Genomic DNA, 19,131 nt, shown 5'->3' with positions numbered 1-19,131 from the left:
GTGCGGCGTGCCGCTCGGCACCTGCCGGCCGGCCGTCCTGCCTCGGCAGGAGGAGGACCGCGGCGGAACCCGCGGCCGCGAAGAGCGCTCCCGCCAGGTAGGCCCCGCGGTAGCCGAGGTCCGAGGCGATGAGAGCGGCGTAGACGGCCACGGCGATCGCTCCCCCGATGTGCGTGGAGGCCTCGAAGAGGCTGGAGGCGGTGAGACGGTCCTCCTCCGCCGCGTCGGCGACCGCCGCCCGGGTGAGGGCGACGTAGTCCGTTCCCTCGGCCAGTCCGCGCAGAAGCAGCCAGGGCAGCACCGCGGTCGCGTAGCCGACCGTCCCGGCGTTGGCGCCCATGAGTCCCAGGGAGAGGGCCGCGAGGAGCAGGGCGCAGCATGCCGTGGTCCGCGGCCCCATCCACCGCACGATGCGCGCCGCGACGGTTCCGCTGAGTGTCGTGGCGACGAGGGTGGGTGTCAGGGCGAGACCGGCCTCCGCGGGGGACAGGTCATAGGCGTCCTGCAGGTGGAGGCTGCCCACGACGATGCCTGCCGAGTAGACCGCCGAGTGGGCCGCGCTGCCCAGACAGCTACCGATCACGCGGGGGGAGCGCAGCAGACCGGGCTTGAGGAGCGGATGCGCGGCGCGGCGTTCCCGGAGCGGGAACGCCACGAGCAGGAGCAGCCCGGCGACCGTGGCGGACCAGGTCGTCCAGGAGTGGAAGCCGTCGTGCTCGCCCTGGCCGACGCCGAGGAGGAGCAGGGTCACCCCGCCCGTGGCCAGGATCGCTCCGGGGACGTCCGGGCGGCCGGCCGGAGCGGTGCCCGGCCGGTCGGCGGGCAGGACGGAGACGGCCGCGGCGAGGAGCACCAGGGCGAAGGGAACCGTGGCGAGGAAGATCCACCGCCACCCGGCGGTGGCGGTCAGCAGGCCGCCGCAGACGGCTCCCGTGAGGCCGGAGACCGCTCCGGAGACCAGCACCACGGCCAGGACACGGCTGCGCCACGGCTCGCGGGGGAAGAGCGTTCCGGTCATCGCCAGGACCGTGGGAAGGACGAATGCCGCGGCCGAACCCTGCAGTGCCCTGCCGATCAGGAGCGGAACCGGGGACTGGGCGATCCCGGCGAGGAGGGTGGCGGCGGTCAGCAGGGCGAGGGCGGCGATCAGCACGTGCCTGCGGCCCCATCGGTTGCAGGCCTGTCCGGCCAGGAGCATCAGCCCGCCCAGGCCGAGTGAGTAGAGGTTGACCACCCAGGGGAGGGAGGCGGGCGCGAGGCGCAGGTCCCCGGCGATGGCGGGCAGCGCGGTCGCGACGGCGAGGCTGTCGAAGAGGACCAGGAAGAACGTGGCGCCCAGGAAGAGCGCGGTCGGCCAGGGCCGGTCGGTGGTCGGTGTGCGGGAGGGTCCAGAGGTCACGGCTGGTTCTGTTTCGGCTGCGGTGTGATGTGGTGGTCGATCTGCCGGGCGACGGCCTGGGCTATGAGGGCGTTGCCCTCGTGATTGGGGTGGGGCCCGAGGCGTCCGTGGGCGAACAGGGCGCGGTGGTCGGGCGCGTCGCGGAACGCCGGGGTGACGTCGATGACGGGGAGTATCCGCCGCATGGAGGCGAACGCCTGCGCGTATGCGGCACCCCCGTCGCGCTGGAGGTCCACCGGTTGCGGCATGACCAGCAGCACGGGCTGCTTTCCGGCCGCCGTGCACCGTTCGGCGAATCGCGCGACCAGTGCCTCGAGGAGCGCGAGGGCCCTGGGGTCCCGGTAGAGCCCGGCGGTCCAGCGGGCGTTGTCGCGCAGGACGACGTCGAACGCCCGGGCGAACGCGTGCTCGTGGTCGCCGCTGACCAGGCCGGCCACGAGGTGCCGCAGTATCGGCCCGTGCCGTCCGAAGCGCCGTGCGATGCGGGGGAGGTAGGGGAAACGCAGCAGGTCACGGCGGAACTTGGCGTCGAAGAAGTGGTCGAGTGACTGGATCCGGTCGAGGTGCCGGTGGTAGGTGGCGTACTCCGCCGGGGTCCGCACGGCCGGGCCGTGGTGGTGCAGGCGGCCGGCGGGGTCGAGGACGAAGCGCGGCTTGAAGGCCAGGGTGTTGCCGTACTCGAAGTAGTGCTTCCAGTAGGAGTGCACCCGTGCGATCGTCTCCGGCACCACTCCCATGACGACCACGTGTGCCTCCAGCGAGGGCAGCTCCCGCTCCAGACGCAGCAGGGCCTGGTCGAGGCCGTAGTTGCCGATGCCGTAGTTGGCGGCATGGGTGCCGAGCAGCCGGGAGAGCTGGTGCGGCCAGGTCTGGTCGTCGTTCACCAGCCGGCAGAAGACGAAGGAGTCGCCGAAGCACGCCACCTGGGACCGGACGTCCTCGAACCCGGGGTTGTTCCGCCGGCCGAGCGGGTCGATGGTGTACGAGGTCGTGCCGTCCCTGGTGCGCTCGGTGCCGGTCTGCCCGGGACGCCGGCACCATCCGAGGTCGGCGTCGAAGGAGTTCGAGGCGTGGCGGGCGACGAGCCGCTCGTCGATGTCGGGCGCGACGTCGTCGTCTCCGATGAGCCAGGGGAAGGACGGGCGGAGCCTGCGGACGAGGAGGTGGACGGCGGTCTCCGCGGCGAGCCAGCCCGCCAGTCCGGTGAGTGCGGTCCTGCCCCTCATCAGCGGATCCGCTCGGTGACCGCGGTGACGATGCGCTCGGTCAGCCGGTCGGGGGTGTTGTCCGGGCCGTGGCTGTCGAGGACCAGGTCGGGGTGGGCGGGGCGCGGGAAGGGAATGTCGACTCCCACGACGTCGCTCATGCGTCCCGCTTCCGCCGCGGCGTAGATGCCCTTGGTGTCCCGGGCCCGCAGGACGTGCATCGGGGCGTCCAGGAACACCTCGAAGTACTGCGAGAACGTTGTGCGGTTCCACGCCTGCCAGTCCGGGAAGACGGACAGCACGCTCGCGACGACATGGACGCCCTGACGGTCGAGCATGGCGCACAGGCGGCTGATGCGCCCCGCGTTGGTCTCACGCGCGGTCAGATCGTGTCCGAGATCGTCCCCCCACACCTCCCTGAGCAGATCACCGTCCAGGCGGACCAGGTCCCGCAGGTGGGGCTTGAGGGCGGCGGTCACGCGGGTGCCGACGGCCGTCTTGCCGGCGCCCGACATGCCGATCAGCCAGACGATCATGATGGGGTTCCTCTCAGTCGTGGGTGGGAAGCGCGAGCCGGCCCCGGGCCACGAGGTCCTCGTACAGGGCCAGGTCGGACTCGGTGTCCACTTCCGCCCATCCGTACGGGGCGGGCACCGCGTGCACCCGGTGGCCGCGGTCGATGAGGAGTTGCAGCAGGGAGGTCATGTCCATCGCGTCCCGGGTACGGTCGGGCAGCGTTCCGAGAACCGATTCGACGGCCGACCAGCCGGGCGGGGTGAACTTCAGCAGGCCCATGTACTGCCCTTCGATCTCCGCCGGGTGGGCGGCGCGGCCGCCGATGCGGCGTACGGTGCCGTCCCCGGCCAGCCGGAACGTCTCGGCGTCGTCGAGGGGGTCGGCGAACCTGAGGGACCACAGGTCCCACCAGTGGGGGTCGTAGGTGATGACCACGTCGCCGGGGGCGGCGGCCAGGCTCCGCACGGCGGCCGCCGGGTAGACGATGTCCCCGTACGCCACCACGCATGCGTGCGCGCGCAGCCAGGGAGCCGCGGCGCACAGGGAGGTGACCATGTTGGTGTTCTCCCAGCGGGTGGCCGGGAACGTCGTGTACCCGCCGTCCGCCAGTGCCTCGGCGCGGTAGCCGGTGACCACCGCCAGTTCGTCGGCCCCCGCGGCCCGCAGGGCGGTGCGCTGCCAGTGCAGCAGGGGTTTTCCCCTCAGCGGCACCATGCACTTGGGCTTCTCGTCGGTCAGGGTGCCCAGGCGCCTGCCGCGGCCCGCCGCCAGGATGACGGCCTTCATCGTGTTCCTCCGAAGTGGGAGCGGAACAGTGCGCGGTCCTCCTCGGCGAACGGCTCGATCCGCTCGGGGTGCCACATGATGCCCAGCAGGGGCGCCGACTCGTGCCGGACCGCCTTGACGATCCTTCCCGGCCCCCTCACCCACGGAAGCAGTGGCGCGGGAGTCTCGGTGGTCGCCCAGTGGTGATAGCTGTTGACGGTTCTCCGTCGCCCGTCGATCTCCAGCACCTGTCGCTCGGCCACCTGTCCGGTGACGCGCCACAGGCGCGCACCGAAGCGGTGCTGCAGGTGCTGCATGCCCCGGCAGACCCCTATGAGGGGAATCGGCCGCGACAGTGCCTCGTCTATGAGGACGGACTCCGTGGCGTCCCGCTCCGGTACCCGGCCCCCGCAGACGGCGAGGTCGTTCCCGCCGGTGAGCAGTATGCCTCCCACGGGCAGGTCCGCCAGCGTCCTGCGGACGGTGACGGGGTCGTTGGGCAGCGGCAGCGGCAGCAGGCCGCAGCCGCGCAGGAACGCCCACCAGCGCTGGTCCGCCGCGTCGCTACGGGTTCCGTGCGCCGGGTCCGTGGCCACCCGCTGGCTCACGGCGATGTACGTCACATCACCACCTCCACCCGGCGGTTCAGGCAGTCCAGCATGATGTGGCGGGCTTCCGACCACTGCTCGTAGAGGACGTCGCCGGCGCCGATGACCGCCGGCACCCCCAGTTGGTGTGCGCGGATGGCCATGTGCGAGTTGGCACCGCCGTACCGGGTGATGAATCCGGTGATGCCCTTGGAGAACACCCAGTCGTACCCCGGGTCGCCGCTGGGGAGCAGCAGGATCTTGCCGGCCAGTTCGGCGGTGTCGGTGTCGGCCGTGGCCACCGGGCCGCTGGTCCTGCCCTGGGTGATGAAGTTCGGTTCGCCGGGGGTGAGCCGGAAGGAGAAGACGTCCTCGGAGGAGGTGATGACCGGGGGGAGGACGATACGCCTGGTCAGCTCGTACTTGCGGCGGCCCTCGTCGACGGCGCTGCTGAGAACGCTGCGGCTGTTGGACGCCCCCCGGTACAGTTCCCCGATGTCCTCGGCCGAGGCGTACGACAGGTCGTCGGCGCTCAGGCCGACCTGTTCCCCCAGGCTCTTCATGATGCGCAGGGCCTCGCTGAGGTGGCGGGAGAATTCGAACTTGGAGTTCTCCCGCCGTTCGATGCTGCTGGTGATGAAGGCCAGCAGGCCTTCCGCGCTCTGCTTGAGGCCGTGCTTCCGCAGCAGGTCGTCGATCCGCCGGGCCGCGCCGGGGGGCAGGGGAGGCCGGGCCGCGGTTCGGGCGGGTGGTGGCCTGTGGGACCAGGTGAAGTACGTGTCGGGTGCCTCGTCGTACCGGGGGGAGCGGATGTCGTAGGTGCCGGGGCGTAAGAACCCGTACCGGTTCAGGAACTCCTCCCGGGACAGCTCGGCCCGGTCACGCAGCATGCGGTTCGTCGGGGTGTCCAGGGAGGCCATCAGGCGGGTCACGTACTCCTGCGGCAGCACGCCCCGGGCCACGAGGGACCTCAGCAACTCGGTGGCGATGAAACCGAGCCGGGCGTAACCGGCGAACGGCCGTGTTCCATGGCGCCGGCAGTCCTCGAGGAGCCAGTAGATCCGGGCGGGCGGTTCCAGCACCGAGTCCCGTATGCGGGTGAAGCGTTCGGGCAGCGAGGCGATGCTCTCGGCGTCGGTGCGCAGGGCGGGGTGGTCCTCGTCCATGAGGGCGTTGGTCAGGTCCCTCAGGGAATCGAGGATCCGGGTGCGTTCCTCCCCGGTGAACAGTGTGCCGGTCCGGCGGGACAGGCGTTCCGGGAGCGTGAAGGAGTAGCAGGTGAAGAAGACGTCGAACTCCACCTTGTCGTGGAGTTCGGGATGTGTCGTCAGCCGGTCCACGTAGTGGTCGACCAGGCGCTCGGCCAACCGGTCGTCGAGTCCGGCGGGAACCAGCGAGTTGGCGCTGGCCCGCACGTCGACGTACGGCACTCCGCAGAAGTCGAGCAGCAGCGGGAATCCCCGTACGTCGCGGTAGCCGTAGCGCCGGCGCTGGTCGGCCCATTCCATGTCGGTGATGAGCTTGCGGTAGAGGGACAGGGCCAGTGGACGCGGGCGGGCGCCCAGGATCTCCGCCGGGTTCCAGTCGGGCATGACGCCGAAGACGGTACGGCGGCCCAGCAGGTAGGGGTGGGGCATGCTCGCACGCCGGACCTTGCCCGCGACGATGTCCACGGCGGACTCCAGCCCGGGATCCTCCCGCTCACCGGCCACGGGAAGCGGCCTGACCTGGAAGAGGTACAGCTCCCCTCGTCCGTCGAAGGCGTACTCGACGTCGAGGGCCTGCCGCTGGAAGATCGCCTCGAGTTCCCGGGCCAGCTCGGCGAGTCGTCGCATCCGCGGGTCGCGCGGCGGGCCGGGGGCGTGCTTCCAGCAGTAGAACATGCACAGGTGCGCCGACGTCCCGCTGGTGACGGCCGAGGTGTCGCCGAGCCCCTCGTAGTTGATCACGAGGTAGGGGGCGCCGGTGTTCGGGTCCGAGGTGAACATCACCCCGGTCGTCGTGGCGTTCTCCAGCATCGGCTGTACGAGCACGTGCTGCCGGCCGATGTCGTCCGTTTCCAGGGAGCCCTTGGCGGTGTAGGACTCGATCACCGCGTCCACCGCCGCGCCCAGCGCGTCGGGGCCGACGACGCCGGGCACCGAGAGGTAGCCGCCGGGCTCCATGGCGTCGGGGCTGTCCTCGTGCGCGGTGCTGCTGCGGACGATCAGTCTCCCCTTTCCCCAGCGGGTGTTCGAGATCGCCTCCACCAGGGATGCGCGGCGCGCCCGCCACTCCTCGACCCGGAAGCGGGTCAGGGGGAGAACGGACGCGTTCTGGAGCAGGGGCGCCACTCGCTCCAGGGTCTCGGCCTTCGAGCCGAAGAGAACGTGTTTGGCCGCATGGGTAACCATGGGATTCCTCCGGGAGAGTTCGGACGATCGGCCCGGGCCGGTCTCACGACCCCTGCGGGTCGGCCGGCAGGGAGTACCCGAATCGCTGTGCGGTCGCCCGGATACCGTCATGGGCGAACGGCCGGGCCAGCGCGGGAGTCATCCACTCCTGCCACTCCCCCACCTTGCCCCTGCGCATGATCCTCGGGCCTTCCGCCCGCGCCCCGGTGGACCGGGCGACCTGGTCCTCATGGCCGCGCATCGCCTCGAAGCTGCTGCGGTGCAGGGCGCTGTCGAGGGCGTCGTCCGCCACGTCGACGCCCAGGTCGTCCAGGGCTCTGCGCATGGTGCTCCGCGGGCTGCGCTTGACGTCCTCGAAGCGGGTGACGGTGTACCGTCCGATGTCCCGCGCGCGCCGCAGCCACTCCTCGTAGAAGAGGCTCCAGTCCTCCGTGGGGAGCCTGCCGGTGAAATCCGGTCCGGTGATGAACTCCTCGAACGTCCCGTCGGCGCGGTCCCACGGTTCCTCGCCGAAGTCGGCCCGCCAGCGGTACCAGGAGTACAGGGCGTCCCGGGGGTCGCGCACGACGAGCCAGACACCCGACAGGTCGCGGTGGGAGAACACCTCCGGCGGCAGGTGGGTCTTGAAGAAGCGCGGCCGGTGGCGGATCCTCCCCTCCGTCCGCTCTCCGGTGTCCCGCCGGTGCATGGCCGACAGGCGGTTCCGGAAGGCGGCGTGCCCGGGGACGCCTGCCGAGGTGCCGTCGGGGAGGATCTCCTCCGTGTACGGGTCCACGTAGTTCAGGCCGAGTTCCTGGAGCACGTTGGCGACGAGCGACTGGCCCGAGCCGCCGTATCCGCCCAGAACGATGTCATCGCGTCCCACGTGCCGGAGATTGCGCTGGTACAAGGAGCTGATGCGTCGGTCGGTCACTTCCCGCCTCTTCCCGGTTCTCAAGCCGTCGGTATCCGCGCGATCGGGTCGCGGCCGGTGCCGCGGTCCGCCGGGCGGACCGCGGCACCGGCTTCCCCGTCAGTCACGGCGCCTGACGGCCCAGGCCCGGCTCAGGTAGGTGACCTCCACCGTTTCGACGTGGGCGAGGCGGCGCTCCACGTGGTCGAGGAACCGCGCGAACTTCTCCTCGCCGAGCTGGGAGCGGACGTCGTTGACCGAGCGCCACAGGCCGAGGTGGTGCTCGACGGTCTGGGTGACGACGTGCCGCCCCTCCAGGGTCGTCACGTCGTCGAAGAGCGGGTGCGCGGCGAGGCGTTCGGTCAGCGTCTCGGTGAAACCGGACCGGCCGAAGGCGGATTTCCGCAGGCCGGGGTGGAGCCGGTTCAGTTCCTCCTCGATCTCCGCGAGGAGGGGGTTGGCCTGCAGGAGGCGCGTGCTCCACAAGGCCGCGAACCAGCCGCCGGGGCGCAGTACGCGGTGGAACTCCGCGGTCCCCTGGTCGAAATCCACCCAGTGGAACGAAGAGGCCATTGTGACCAGGTCCGCGGCGGCGTCCGGCAGGCCGGTGGACTCCCCCGTGCCGGTGCGCCAGGAGATGCCCAGCCCCTTGGAATCCCGCATGCCGACGCTGCGCATGTCGTCGTTCGGCTCGACGGCCGTCACCGACCTGAAGCCCGCCTCGTGGAGCATCCGGGTCCAGATCCCCGTACCGGCGCCGACGTCCACGGCGTCGAGCTCGCCGGCGGGACGCCCTAACAGCCCCAGCAGGGCCGCCCGGACGGAAGGTGCGTAACCGGTCCGGTAGGCGGAGTAGTTCTCGGCCAGTCCCGTGAAGTCTCCCGGCTTCAGAGCACTGCGTGGTGACACGTACGAACCTCCCTGTCCGACGGAGGAGACGGCCGTCGCCGACGAAGGGCGCTGAGCCATGTCCCGCTCACCTCTCCGCGACTCCCGCGTCTCCTCCTTGACACTCTCCGGCAATTGAGCCCCCCGCGTACCCGGGCCCTTGAGGGGTAAACAGAAGGCTTTGGGATTCCTCGTGCGGCATGTGCCGGACCGGGGAGTCCACCGTGTCCGTGACGGCCCCGGTCCGCTGCCTCACGGCACACGCCGGCGGATACCGGCCGGAGACACCGGTGCACGGCGGGAGGCCCCGGGATCCGCCATGGTCCCGGGGCCTCCTGCCGTCAACGCCGTGCGGATCAGTAGTAGTTGTTGCCGTCCCAGCCCGAGGTGGCGCAGGACTGCGCCGTGTCGCCCTCGAAGGTGCACACCTGGATGCGCAGGGCCCAGATGCCGCTCGAGTCGGTGAGCGAAGTGCTCCAGATGCCCTCGGTGTTGTGGCCGGTGGTGACCGAGCGCCACGCATAGCTGGTCACGTTGCGGGTCGGGTCCAGGGACTGCACCCGGATCCGGACGTGGTGCCCGTCGGCGGCGGTGTCACGCACGCGGAGGTGGATGCTGTGCGCGTAGGTCTTGCTCGCGTAGCTGAAGTCGCCCCAGCCCTCCGAGCCGGTCGCCCTGTCGTACACGGAGCCGGCGGACGCGGTGCCGGTGGAGAGCACGAGCGCCGCGACGGCGGCCGCACCCACGGTGAGAACACGACGGAGTTTCAAGGATCTCCCTGTTTCGGATCGGGCTGTGTGCTGCGGAAGACTCAATCATGCACATGCCCACCGGATCTCGGTCGTCATGTGAGCGGGATAACAGGCCGCTCAGGCCCACCCCCTGCGGGTGTTCCGTGGCGATCACCGGCTTGCTCCGGGTCTCCTCCGCACCGAAGGGGCCCAGCGGATCGGCGTGCCGGCCGGGCCGTCCCGGCCCGGGGACGTGAACTCGTCGCCCCCATCGCCGGGATGGTCGCCGGTACGGTCCGGGCCGTGCCGCTCACTCGCCTGTGACAAGCCTGTGACGGGAAGCGTGACCTCCATCACAGGCCGGCATGGCCCCGTCCTGATCGACTCGGCGGATGCGCAGCGCCCTCCTCACCCCTCCCGTCGTCCTCGCCGGTGTCCTGCTGCTCGCGGCGTGCGGATCGCAGCGGGCCGGGTCGGGGAGCGACGGCTCGGCACAGACGCGGGTGTCCGGTGCCCCGGACTCCCCCAACGGTTCCTCCTGCCGGGCCCGGCCTTCCGGAACACCGGCCGCGTCCAGCCCCCCGGCCCCGCCCGGAGGCCCTTCCGGCCTGGATGAGGACGGAGTCAGGATCACCGGCCTGAGCGGCGGCGCCCGCCCCTGCGCCGCGTTCGAGGTCACCCATCACCAGGGCGAACCCTTCACCTACACGATCACCTTCACGTTCCTGTCGGCCACCGGAGAGGCGCTGGCGACCGCGGAGCGAACCGTGCCGTCCGTCAGGCCCCGCCGGACCGTGCAGCGCACCGTCACCGTGGACGGGCTTCCACCGGGCGCGCACGGCGCGGCACACGTGCGGATCACCCAGGTGAGGAGCGTCCCCGCCGACGAGGCGTCCTCCGCGGGAGGGCCTTGCCCACCCTCGGGCACGCGCGTGTACGCCGACGACGGCGACGCCGCCATGGGGCTCCGCGTCGTGGGTCTCCACCTGGAGAACTGCGGCACCGGAACCGTCCGGCTCAACGGCTATCCGCGACTGCAGCTCCTCGACGGGGACCACAAGCCCGTCAGCGGCGTGAGAGTCCTCCGCGGGGGCAGCGCCATCGCCACCGGCACCGGAGCCGACGGCATGCCCCATCCACTGGCCCTCAAGCCCGGCGAGCGCGCCTACGCCGGGCTGGTCTGGCGCAACACGGTCGACTCCGTTGTCGGCGATCCCGTCAACGCCCCCTATACGAGGGTGTGGGCACGGCCCGGCGCCGCCCCCGTGATGGTGGTCCCGGAGTTCGACCTGGGCACGACGGGGAGGCTCGGCGTCGGCCCCTGGAAGAAGGACGGGACGGACACACCGGCCACCGGCGGCACCCCCGGCATGCGACCGTCCGGACCACCGTCGGCGCCCACCGTCCCCGCACATCCGTGAGGGGCGGTGGACACGCCCGGTACCGGTCGTCCCACGCGGGTGCCGTCAGGCCGCCGCCCGGCGCCGCCACGGCTCCGGGCGGGCGGGCACGCCGGACCGGTCGAACCCCGTGGGGTGATGCGCGATGACCGGCTCGTCCGGCCCGGGTGCCGGGAGGAACCAGCCCTCCAAGGGCTCCCGTCCCGGGAGGGGAGCATGACCTCCTCATGGCCGGGTCCCCGGACCGGCCGTGACCGGATGACACGTACGCGGACCGTCCGGCGGCCGGGAGAAATATCACGGGCGCCGCGACGGCCCACCGCCCTACAGTCGCCTCATGGACGATGAGGACGGCTACTTCGGAGAGGCGGTCGCCGCGACGTACGACGAGTCGGCGGCGGACATGTTCGAGCCGGGCGTCGTGGATCCGGCGGTCGATCTCCTGGAGGAACTCGCCGGCGACGGACGGGTGCTGGAGCTGGGCATCGGAACAGGGCGCATCGCGCTGCCGCTGGCCCGCCGCGGGGTCCCGGTCCACGGCATCGACCTGTCGCGGGCGATGGTCGCCCGGCTGCGCGCCAAGCCGGGCGGTGACGCGATCGGCGTGACGATCGGCGACTTCGCGACAACGAGGGTGGACGGCACGTTCTCGGTCGCGTACCTGGTCTTCAACACGATCATGAACCTGACGACGCAGGACGCCCAGGTGGAGTGCTTCCGCAACGCCGCGGCCCACCTGGAGCCCGGTGGCTGCTTCGTCGTCGAAGTCGGGGTCCCCGAGCTGCGCAGGCTCCCGCCGGGGCAGAACGTGGTGCCGTTCCGCACCAGCCCGACGCAGTGGGCGTTCGACCTCTACGACACCGCCACCCAGGCGATGAGTTCGAACTACGTCGAGGTCGTCGACGGACGCGGCTCGTACCGGTCGATTCCCTTCCGGTACGTGTGGCCGGCCGAGCTGGACCTGATGGCCCGGATCGCCGGGCTCCGGCTGCGCGAGCGGTGGGCCGGCTGGGCACGGGAGCCCTTCACCGGTGAAAGCGACCGGCACGTCTCGGTCTGGGAGAAACCCGCCGACTGACCAGCACCCCGTGCGCGCACCACCCGCTGCCGAACCGCGACCGTCGTGTTCCTCCCGCCGACGCGGACGATGGGCGGGGAGCACGGCATGGCCCGTCGGCGACTCGCCAGGGCACTGCCCGGCGGCGTGCCATCCCCGGCAACCGTCTTTACCGGCCACGGCACCGGTCCTTCGCCCGGGAGGGCGGGCCGCTGGTGATGCGGCCCGAGTACGCCGGCCGCAAGGAGGGCTCGCGGTTCAGGCGACCACACGTCCGCATGCGGCGAGCCGCTGGGCGTGGAAGCGGCGCACGCCGTGCGTGCCGCGAACACATCGACCCCGCCGGGTGCGCCACCGCCGGGCCGTCCGGTACGCACGGGGCGGCGGTGCCGACGCGCCGGAAGGGTCCGCACCGGCCGCGCACTTCCCGTCCCTCCCCTCCGGAGCGGTTGGGAGCGGAAGCCCCGCGGCCGGCTCGCCGCACGCGATGCGGACACGCGATACGGAGGAAGCGATCCTTCGGCACCGGCTTCGACTTCTGGAATTCCTCCGCGGTTGAAAGCTTTCGTTTCTCCATCTCTTGACGCTTATGGTTCAGACCTTTAGATTCACCGCTCGTCAAACCCCTTGTTTCCTGCGGCAGTTCGGCTCCAAGAACTCCGCCGTGCGCTCTCCTCCGCACCAGTCAGCCGTACGCGAAAGGCTGTGATCCTTCCCCATGGCCGGACAACCCCCCACACGTCCCGCCGCACTGCGGGGCCCGCTCGCCGTGGCGCTGCTGGCCCTGTCGGCAAGCCTCCTCACCGCCTCCCCCGCCGAGGCCGCCACCGGGACCATCACCGGCCTGGCCGGCAAGTGCCTCGACGTCGCCGGTGCGAACCCCGCCGACGGCACGCCCGTACAGCTCTACGAGTGCAACGGCACCGCCGCCCAGCAGTGGACCGTCGGCCCGGACGGCACCGTCCGGGCCCTCGGCAAGTGCCTGGACGTGACCGACCACGCGACGGCCGACGGCGCCAAGGCCCAGTTGTGGACCTGCACAGGAGCCGCGAACCAGAAGTGGACCGTCACCGCCGCACGCGACATCGTCAATCCGCAGGCCGACAAGTGCCTCGACGTCACGGACGGCAACGCGGCCAACGGCACCCGGATCCAGATCTGGACCTGCACCGGCGCCCCGAACCAGAAGTGGACGGCACCCGCCGAGCAGACCGGCGACCAGTGCTGGGCGACGCACTACGGGCCGCAGCCGCCCGGTGCCCTCACGGCCAGCGGTGAGCTCTTCGACAACAACGCGGACACGGCGGCCACCTCGCTGAGCCGGCAACCGCAGTTGCCGTTCGGGACCCGGGTGCAGGTCACCAATGTCGCCAACGGCAGATCGCTCGTCGTGCGCATCAATGACCGGGGAACCTTCGTGCAGACCCCGCAGGAGCCCAAGTGCCTCGACCTGACCGACGGGGCGTTCAGCCGGCTCGGCGGAAGCCTCGACCCGGACGCCGGTCACATCGTCGTCACCCAGAAGGTCCTGGACTGACGGCACCCTGCGGTGCACCACCGGAGCGGAGGGTCCACGGTCCCCCACCGGACTCCTGCCCCGGCACACCAGGAGACGACGTGCGCGCCCGCGCCCAGCAGCCACAGACCGCCCCGGCCCGGTGACCGGCACCGTTCGCGAGCCCACACGCGCCCGCGGCCGGTCCGTCCGCGCGGCACCCCACACAGCCCCTGCCCCTTCCCACGACCAGGAGGGACGTCCACCATGTCCGTGTCCCGTAGCAAACGGTTCTCCCTCAGACGCATCGCCTTCGGCCGCCTCGCCGTGACCGCCGCCCTCGCCGCCGTCCTGTCCGCGTTGTCCACCGCCGTGCCCGCCCAGGCCGCCGACGGACAGATCACCGGGCTCGCCGGAAAGTGCGTCGACGTGGCAGGGGCCAACAGTGCCAACGGCACCGCCGTGCAGCTCTACGAGTGCAACGGCACCGCCGCCCAGCGCTGGTCCAACCCGGGTGACGGCACCCTGCGCGCGCTCGGCAAGTGCCTGGACGTCGTCGACCGCAGCACGGCCGACGGGGCGGCGGTCCAGTTGTGGGACTGCACCGGCGGCGCCAACCAGCAGTGGGTGGTCACCGCGGCCCACGACATCGTCAACCCGGCCGCGGACAAGTGCCTGGACGTGCGGGACAACAACAGCGCCAACGGCACCCGTCTGCAGATCTGGACCTGCACCGGAGCCGCGAACCAGAAGTGGAACGCGCCGGCCGCCGGCGGCAACACCCCGTCCGGCTTCGTCGTCACCGAGACCCAGTTCAACCGGATGTTCCCGAACCGGAACGGCTTCTACACCTACAGCGGCCTGGTCCAGGCCCTGAACTCCTACCCGGCCTTCGCCACCACCGGTGACGACACCACGAGGAAGCGGGAGGCCGCCGCCTTCCTCGCCAACGTCAGTCACGAGACCGGCGGCCTGGTGCACATCGTGGAGCAGAACACCGCCAACTACCCGCACTACTGCGACAGCAGCCGGCCCTACGGCTGCCCCGCGGGCCAGGCGGCGTACTACGGCCGCGGCCCGATCCAGCTGAGCTGGAACTTCAACTACAAGGCGGCGGGCGACGCCCTGGGCATCGACCTGCTGGGCAACCCCTGGCTGGTGCAGAACGACGCCGCCGTGGCCTGGCGCACGGGGCTGTGGTACTGGAACACGCAGTCCGGCCCCGGCACCATGACCCCCCACAACGCCATGGTCAGCGGAGCCGGCTTCGGGCAGACCATCCGCTCCATCAACGGCGCCCTGGAGTGCGACGGCAGGAACCCCGCACAGGTGCAGAGCCGCGTGGCCAAGTACCAGGAGTTCACCGCCGTCCTCGGCGTGAGCCCCGGCGACAACCTGTACTGCTGACGGCCGTCCGGGCACGGCAACCCGCGTGCGCGGGCCGGAGGATTCCCCTCCGGCCCGCGCACCCGGATGGAACCCGCTCGGCCACCGGCTCCCCCGGTGCTCCGGCGCCGGGCGCCGCCATACGGCGGAGCCCACGGGCCGCGCGGCGGTGGACGGGGAGATGGCTGCGGGTGGGTACGGCGCGGGTGCCCCGCCCGTCAGGGGTCCGCCGACCGGGTGTGCGCGTCACATCGGCGCCGAGGTGGCAGGAATCACACAGGGGGACAAACAAGGGCGAATTCCTGCGAATTACCTCCCTCGTCCCGCGCAAGGATCCCTTTCCCGCCCTGGTGCGGCCATGGAATCCGGCCGCGGCGTCTCGCCCGGGCGGCACCGTTTGAGTGACCGAAAGAGCGGGTGGTTAACATATGAGCACCGCCTAGCTCGAAAGATGGACCCGTGACTACCACCGTAGACTCGTTCACCAATTGGAAGAACCGCGAGGAGATCGCGGAGTCGATGATCCCGATGATCGGGAGGTTGTACCGGGAGCGGGACGTCACGGTCCTGCTGCACAGCCGCTCCTTGGTGAACAAGTCGGTGATCAGCATCCTCAAGACCCACCGGTTCGCCCGGCAGATCGCCGGTGAGGAACTCTCGGTCACCGAGACGCTGCCGTTCCTGCAGGCTCTCACCAAGCTCGATCTCGGCCCCTCGCAGATCGACATCGGCATGCTCGCCGCGACGTACAAGACCGACGACCGCGGTCTCTCGGTGGAGGAGTTCACCGCCGAGGCCGTCGCCGGCGCCACGGGCGCCAACAAGATCGAGCGCCGCGAGCCGCGCGACGTCGTCCTCTACGGGTTCGGCCGCATCGGCCGCCTCCTCGCCCGCCTGCTCATCGAGAAGACCGGGTCCGGAAACGGCCTGCGGCTGCGCGCCATCGTCGTCCGCAAGAGCGCCGGCCAGGACATCGTCAAGCGCGCCTCGCTGCTGCGCCGTGACTCCATCCACGGCCAGTTCCAGGGCACGATCACCGTCGACGAGGCGAACAGCAAGATCATTGCCAATGGCAACGAGATCAAGGTGATCTACTCCGACGACCCGACGTCGGTGGACTACACGGCGTACGGCATCAAGGACGCCATCCTCATCGACAACACCGGCAAGTGGCGCGACCGCGAGGGTCTGTCGAAGCACCTCCGTCCCGGTATCGCCAAGGTCGTCCTGACCGCGCCGGGCAAGGGCGACGTCCCCAACATCGTCCACGGCGTCAACCAGGACACGATCAAGCCGGACGAGCGGATCCTGTCCTGCGCGTCCTGCACCACCAACGCGATCGTCCCGCCGCTGAAGGCGATGGACGACGAGTACGGCGTCCTGCGCGGCCACGTGGAGACCGTCCACTCGTTCACCAACGACCAGAACCTGCTGGACAACTACCACAAGTCCGACCGCCGTGGCCGCTCGGCGCCGCTCAACATGGTCATCACCGAGACCGGTGCCGCCTCCGCCGTCGCCAAGGTGCTGCCCGACCTCAAGGCGAGGATCACCGGCAGCTCGATCCGCGTCCCGGTGCCGGACGTCTCGATCGCGATCCTCAACCTGCAGCTCGCGCGCGAGACCACCCGCGAGGAGGTCCTCGACTACCTCCGCAACGTGTCGCTGACCTCGCCGCTCAAGCGCCAGATCGACTTCATCAGCGCCCCCGACGCGGTCTCGAGCGACTTCATCGGCTCGCGCCACGCCTCGATCGTCGACGCCGGCGCCACCAAGGTCGAGGGCGACAACGCGATCCTCTACCTGTGGTACGACAACGAGTTCGGCTACTCCTGCCAGGTCATCCGCGTCGTCCAGTACATCTCCGGGGTGGAGTACCCGACCTACCCGGCCCCCGTGGCCTGATCCCGGCGCACCCGTCCGACCCGGTGTCCCGGCGGGCGGGGTGGCAGTGGGGCGGCAGCCGGTCCCCCACGGCATCCGGTCGCCCCACCGCCCCTGTCGGTCGCCGCAGCGGGCCGTAACCGGCGCACAGTACGGCGGCTGTCGTACAGCGCGGGAGGGAGCGGGCTCTGCCCGTGGGCCCTGCCGTGGGCTCCGTCCGTGTGGTCTTCAGCGGGCCGCGGCGGTGCCCGGGCACGGTGGCAGCGCGCTCCCGGGCACGGCGACGGCGAACCGCCGTCCCGGGCCGTGCCGTTGGAGTTCGGCGTCCGGCGCCTCCGGCAGCATCAGCGCCGGGGGCTTCAGGGCGCGCAGGCCGGCGAGGACCGCGCCGTCCGGGAGGCCGGCCATCGCCGCGCCGAGCCCGGGTCGTTCGTGCCGCGCAGTTCCGAGACCCGGGTGCCGGTGTGCCCGACCTCCTGCCTCCAGAGCTCTTCGCAGGGGAAACGGGTGAAGAAGTCCTCCTCCGGCCCGGCTCCGGCCGCGCCGGTCAGGGCGTCGCTTGCGTGGGCGACCTGGAACTCGGGCGGGGAACGGGCGCAGTGGGCGTAGGCGTCGAAGAAGTCCGCCGACGCCGAGAACACGCCGCCCCAGGCGCCGGTGGCAGGGTCCACATCGACGAAGAAGGTGTCGCCGGTGCCGAGTTCGAGGATCACCCGGGCTGTCCCGCCGGGCCCTCACACCGCTCACGGGAGGCGGCGGTGCGCCGCGGATCGAGGAAGAGCCGGTCGTACGTGCCGACGTGCCGATCCTGACGCCTGTCACGGCACGCAGCACCGTACGGATGCCGTCGGGCGGGTCGGCTCCGCCCCGGTCAGCTCCGCATCCGTGGCGCCGGGATCCGGCGTGAAGGTCTCCGACAGCCGCCGGGCCGTCTCCCGCAGGGCCTCGACGGCGTCCTGCGCGGTGACGGTCATGACGTCCCCTCCCTCCATCGTCCATCGCCGCACAGCCATATGAACGGCCTCTGACATTCCCCCTTCCCGGGCCATGGGCCGGTCGCCGCATCCTGGTCGCCCCGGTGGGTGACGTCCCGTCCGGCACCGCCACACCTCCCCTGCGCGGTCACCCGCGTCCGCCGCGGCTTCCGGCGCGTCGGGAAACGCGGGAGCCCTACGGGCATCCGCCGCGACGGGCCAGCCGCGATCATGTTCCACCCCGTCACACCAACCCGGAAGACCTCCGAAAATTTTCGACAACGTTGGCCCTGTTTTTGATCTTTGAATCGGGGATTCCAGGCCGGTAACGGATTCAACCATCCACATATAGCCACTGACCAGGCCTCATCCCTCGTCAAGAAGTCTCCACCCAGGACAGGCTTTCCGGAATTCTTGCGGGAACCGTTGACAACCCAGAGAGCCGGACCAACACTGTCGCCATCGACAGGCCCCCATCGCTGTCGGTCCGGGTCGCCCGTGCGACCTGGTTCTCCGGTCGCCGACCGCACGACGACCGGCTATCCCCCCACCGTCGTTGTACGACGCCGACGTGCGGTGGCCGTCACCCCGGCCACCGGCAGCCCGCCGGGTCGTATCACGCTGCCTGGCCTCGTGCCAGCCTTCGCAAGGAGGAAGCAATGCACAAGGACGACGCCCCCGCCCACCAGGTCAGCCGCAGGGGCTTCATCGGCCGTGCCGGCGCCCTGGTGGTGGCCACGTCCGGGCTGATGCTGCCCGGCACCGGCATTGCCCACGCCCAGACCATCACCACGAACCAGACCGGCAACCACAACGGGTTCTACTACTCGTTCTGGACCGACGCCAACGGAACGGTCTCCATGACCCTGGGGTCCGGTGGCAACTACAGCACCTCGTGGCGCAACACCGGGAACTTCGTCTGCGGCAAGGGCTGGAGCAACGGCGGACGCAGGACCGTGCGCTACTCCGGCAGCTTCAACCCGTCCGGCAACGGATACCTGTGTCTCTACGGGTGGACGTCGAACCCGCTCGTGGAGTACTACATCGTCGACAACTGGGGCACCTACCGGCCCACGGGAACGCACAGGGGCACGGTCACCAGCGACGGCGGCACGTACGACATCTACCAGACGATGCGGTACAACGCGCCCTCCGTCGAAGGCACCAAGACCTTCCCCCAGTTCTGGAGCGTCCGGCAGTCGAAGAAGACGGGCGGAACCATCACCACCGGCAACCACTTCGACGCGTGGGCCCGGGCCGGGATGCAGCTCGGCAACTTCAGCTACTACATGATCATGGCCACAGAGGGATACCAGAGCAGCGGCAGCTCCAACATCACGGTGAGCGGGTGACCGTCCCGCCCTCCGCCGAGGTCATCCCGGCCAGGGACGCCAACGCAGCCCGGCCCAGGGCAAGTTGACTCCCGAACACCTGGAACACCGCACCCGTGGTGCGGCGGCCCATGGCCGCCGCACCACACTGCTGTCGGCCCGTGGCCGCCGCGCAGGCTGACGGGGCCTCATCCCCTCGGGAGGGATGCCACGGTGTCACCCCCGCAG

The 19,131-nt window shown here is 70.9% G+C and carries 17 protein-coding genes; 6 read left to right on the top strand and 11 right to left on the bottom strand.

Annotated elements, in window-relative coordinates; translation table 11 throughout:
• From VE546_RS13620 to VE546_RS13580, 9 genes are all read right to left on the bottom strand, one after another.
• On the bottom strand, positions 1-1,399 hold a 1,399-nt coding region (locus tag VE546_RS13620; protein ID WP_324922025.1), incomplete at its 3' end, for an MFS transporter.
• Positions 1,396-2,625 carry an SGNH/GDSL hydrolase family protein gene (locus VE546_RS13615; RefSeq protein WP_324922024.1) on the bottom strand — a complete coding sequence of 410 codons (1,230 nt, stop codon included), beginning with the start codon at positions 2,623-2,625 and terminating at the stop codon, positions 1,396-1,398. The genes VE546_RS13615 and VE546_RS13620, both read right to left, overlap by 4 nt.
• Positions 2,625-3,140 carry an adenylyl-sulfate kinase gene (locus VE546_RS13610; RefSeq protein ID WP_324922022.1) on the bottom strand — a complete coding sequence of 172 codons (516 nt, stop codon included), beginning with the start codon at positions 3,138-3,140 and terminating at the stop codon, positions 2,625-2,627. The genes VE546_RS13615 and VE546_RS13610 overlap by 1 nt, the downstream gene beginning before the upstream one ends.
• A 13-nt stretch (positions 3,141-3,153) precedes the next feature.
• Positions 3,154-3,906, bottom strand: a complete 753-nt coding sequence (locus VE546_RS13605) for a phosphocholine cytidylyltransferase family protein (protein ID WP_324922020.1) — start codon at positions 3,904-3,906, stop codon at positions 3,154-3,156.
• A complete protein-coding gene (locus VE546_RS13600; protein ID WP_324922018.1) occupies positions 3,903-4,508 on the bottom strand; it encodes a gamma-glutamyl-gamma-aminobutyrate hydrolase family protein in 606 nt (201 codons plus the stop codon). Before VE546_RS13600 ends, VE546_RS13605 begins: the two co-directional genes overlap by 4 nt.
• The gene (locus VE546_RS13595; RefSeq protein WP_324922016.1) at positions 4,505-6,865 is read right to left on the bottom strand and encodes a PEP/pyruvate-binding domain-containing protein; all 2,361 of its coding nucleotides are present in this window, start codon (positions 6,863-6,865) and stop codon (positions 4,505-4,507) included. The genes VE546_RS13600 and VE546_RS13595 overlap by 4 nt, the downstream gene beginning before the upstream one ends.
• Positions 6,866-6,908: 43 nt before the next feature.
• On the bottom strand, positions 6,909-7,730 hold the full coding sequence (locus VE546_RS13590; RefSeq protein WP_324922014.1) for a sulfotransferase domain-containing protein: 822 nt from the start codon (positions 7,728-7,730) through the stop codon (positions 6,909-6,911).
• Between the two features lie 147 nt (positions 7,731-7,877).
• On the bottom strand, positions 7,878-8,666 hold the full coding sequence (locus VE546_RS13585) for a class I SAM-dependent methyltransferase (protein WP_324922013.1): 789 nt from the start codon (positions 8,664-8,666) through the stop codon (positions 7,878-7,880).
• A gap of 335 nt (positions 8,667-9,001) precedes the next feature.
• On the bottom strand, positions 9,002-9,391 hold the full coding sequence (locus VE546_RS13580; RefSeq protein WP_324922011.1) for a hypothetical protein: 390 nt from the start codon (positions 9,389-9,391) through the stop codon (positions 9,002-9,004).
• Between the two features lie 377 nt (positions 9,392-9,768).
• Between VE546_RS13580 and VE546_RS13575 the strand changes: the two genes are divergently transcribed.
• The 5 genes from VE546_RS13575 (at position 9,769) to VE546_RS13555 (ending at position 16,619) form a co-directional block, all read left to right on the top strand.
• Positions 9,769-10,797 carry a DUF4232 domain-containing protein gene (locus VE546_RS13575; RefSeq protein WP_324922009.1) on the top strand — a complete coding sequence of 343 codons (1,029 nt, stop codon included), beginning with the start codon at positions 9,769-9,771 and terminating at the stop codon, positions 10,795-10,797.
• Positions 10,798-11,113: 316 nt separating this feature from the next.
• On the top strand, positions 11,114-11,854 hold the full coding sequence (locus VE546_RS13570) for a class I SAM-dependent methyltransferase (RefSeq protein WP_324922007.1): 741 nt from the start codon (positions 11,114-11,116) through the stop codon (positions 11,852-11,854).
• A gap of 697 nt (positions 11,855-12,551) precedes the next feature.
• Positions 12,552-13,370: a lectin gene (locus tag VE546_RS13565; protein WP_324922006.1), complete on the top strand. Its 819-nt coding sequence runs from the start codon at positions 12,552-12,554 to the stop codon at positions 13,368-13,370.
• A gap of 225 nt (positions 13,371-13,595) precedes the next feature.
• The gene (locus VE546_RS13560) at positions 13,596-14,735 is read left to right on the top strand and encodes a glycoside hydrolase family 19 protein (RefSeq protein ID WP_324922005.1); all 1,140 of its coding nucleotides are present in this window, start codon (positions 13,596-13,598) and stop codon (positions 14,733-14,735) included.
• Positions 14,736-15,173: 438 nt separating this feature from the next.
• Positions 15,174-16,619: a glyceraldehyde-3-phosphate dehydrogenase gene (locus VE546_RS13555; RefSeq protein WP_324922004.1), complete on the top strand. Its 1,446-nt coding sequence runs from the start codon at positions 15,174-15,176 to the stop codon at positions 16,617-16,619.
• 338 nt (positions 16,620-16,957) lie between these two features.
• Here VE546_RS13555 and VE546_RS13550 read toward each other — a convergent pair whose 3' ends face one another.
• Positions 16,958-17,311: a hypothetical protein gene (locus VE546_RS13550; protein WP_324922002.1), complete on the bottom strand. Its 354-nt coding sequence runs from the start codon at positions 17,309-17,311 to the stop codon at positions 16,958-16,960.
• Positions 17,312-17,416: 105 nt separating this feature from the next.
• Positions 17,417-17,572 carry a hypothetical protein gene (locus VE546_RS13545; RefSeq protein WP_324922001.1) on the bottom strand — a complete coding sequence of 52 codons (156 nt, stop codon included), beginning with the start codon at positions 17,570-17,572 and terminating at the stop codon, positions 17,417-17,419.
• Between the two features lie 659 nt (positions 17,573-18,231).
• Here VE546_RS13545 and VE546_RS13540 point away from each other — a divergent pair.
• On the top strand, positions 18,232-18,924 hold the full coding sequence (locus VE546_RS13540; protein WP_324921999.1) for a glycoside hydrolase family 11 protein: 693 nt from the start codon (positions 18,232-18,234) through the stop codon (positions 18,922-18,924).
• Positions 18,925-19,131: the final 207 nt, after the last annotated feature.

Origin of the sequence: Streptomyces sp. (genome assembly GCF_035644915.1) — a bacterium.
Lineage (GTDB): Bacteria > Actinomycetota > Actinomycetes > Streptomycetales > Streptomycetaceae > Streptomyces.
This window is presented reverse-complemented; position numbering and strand designations above follow the sequence as displayed.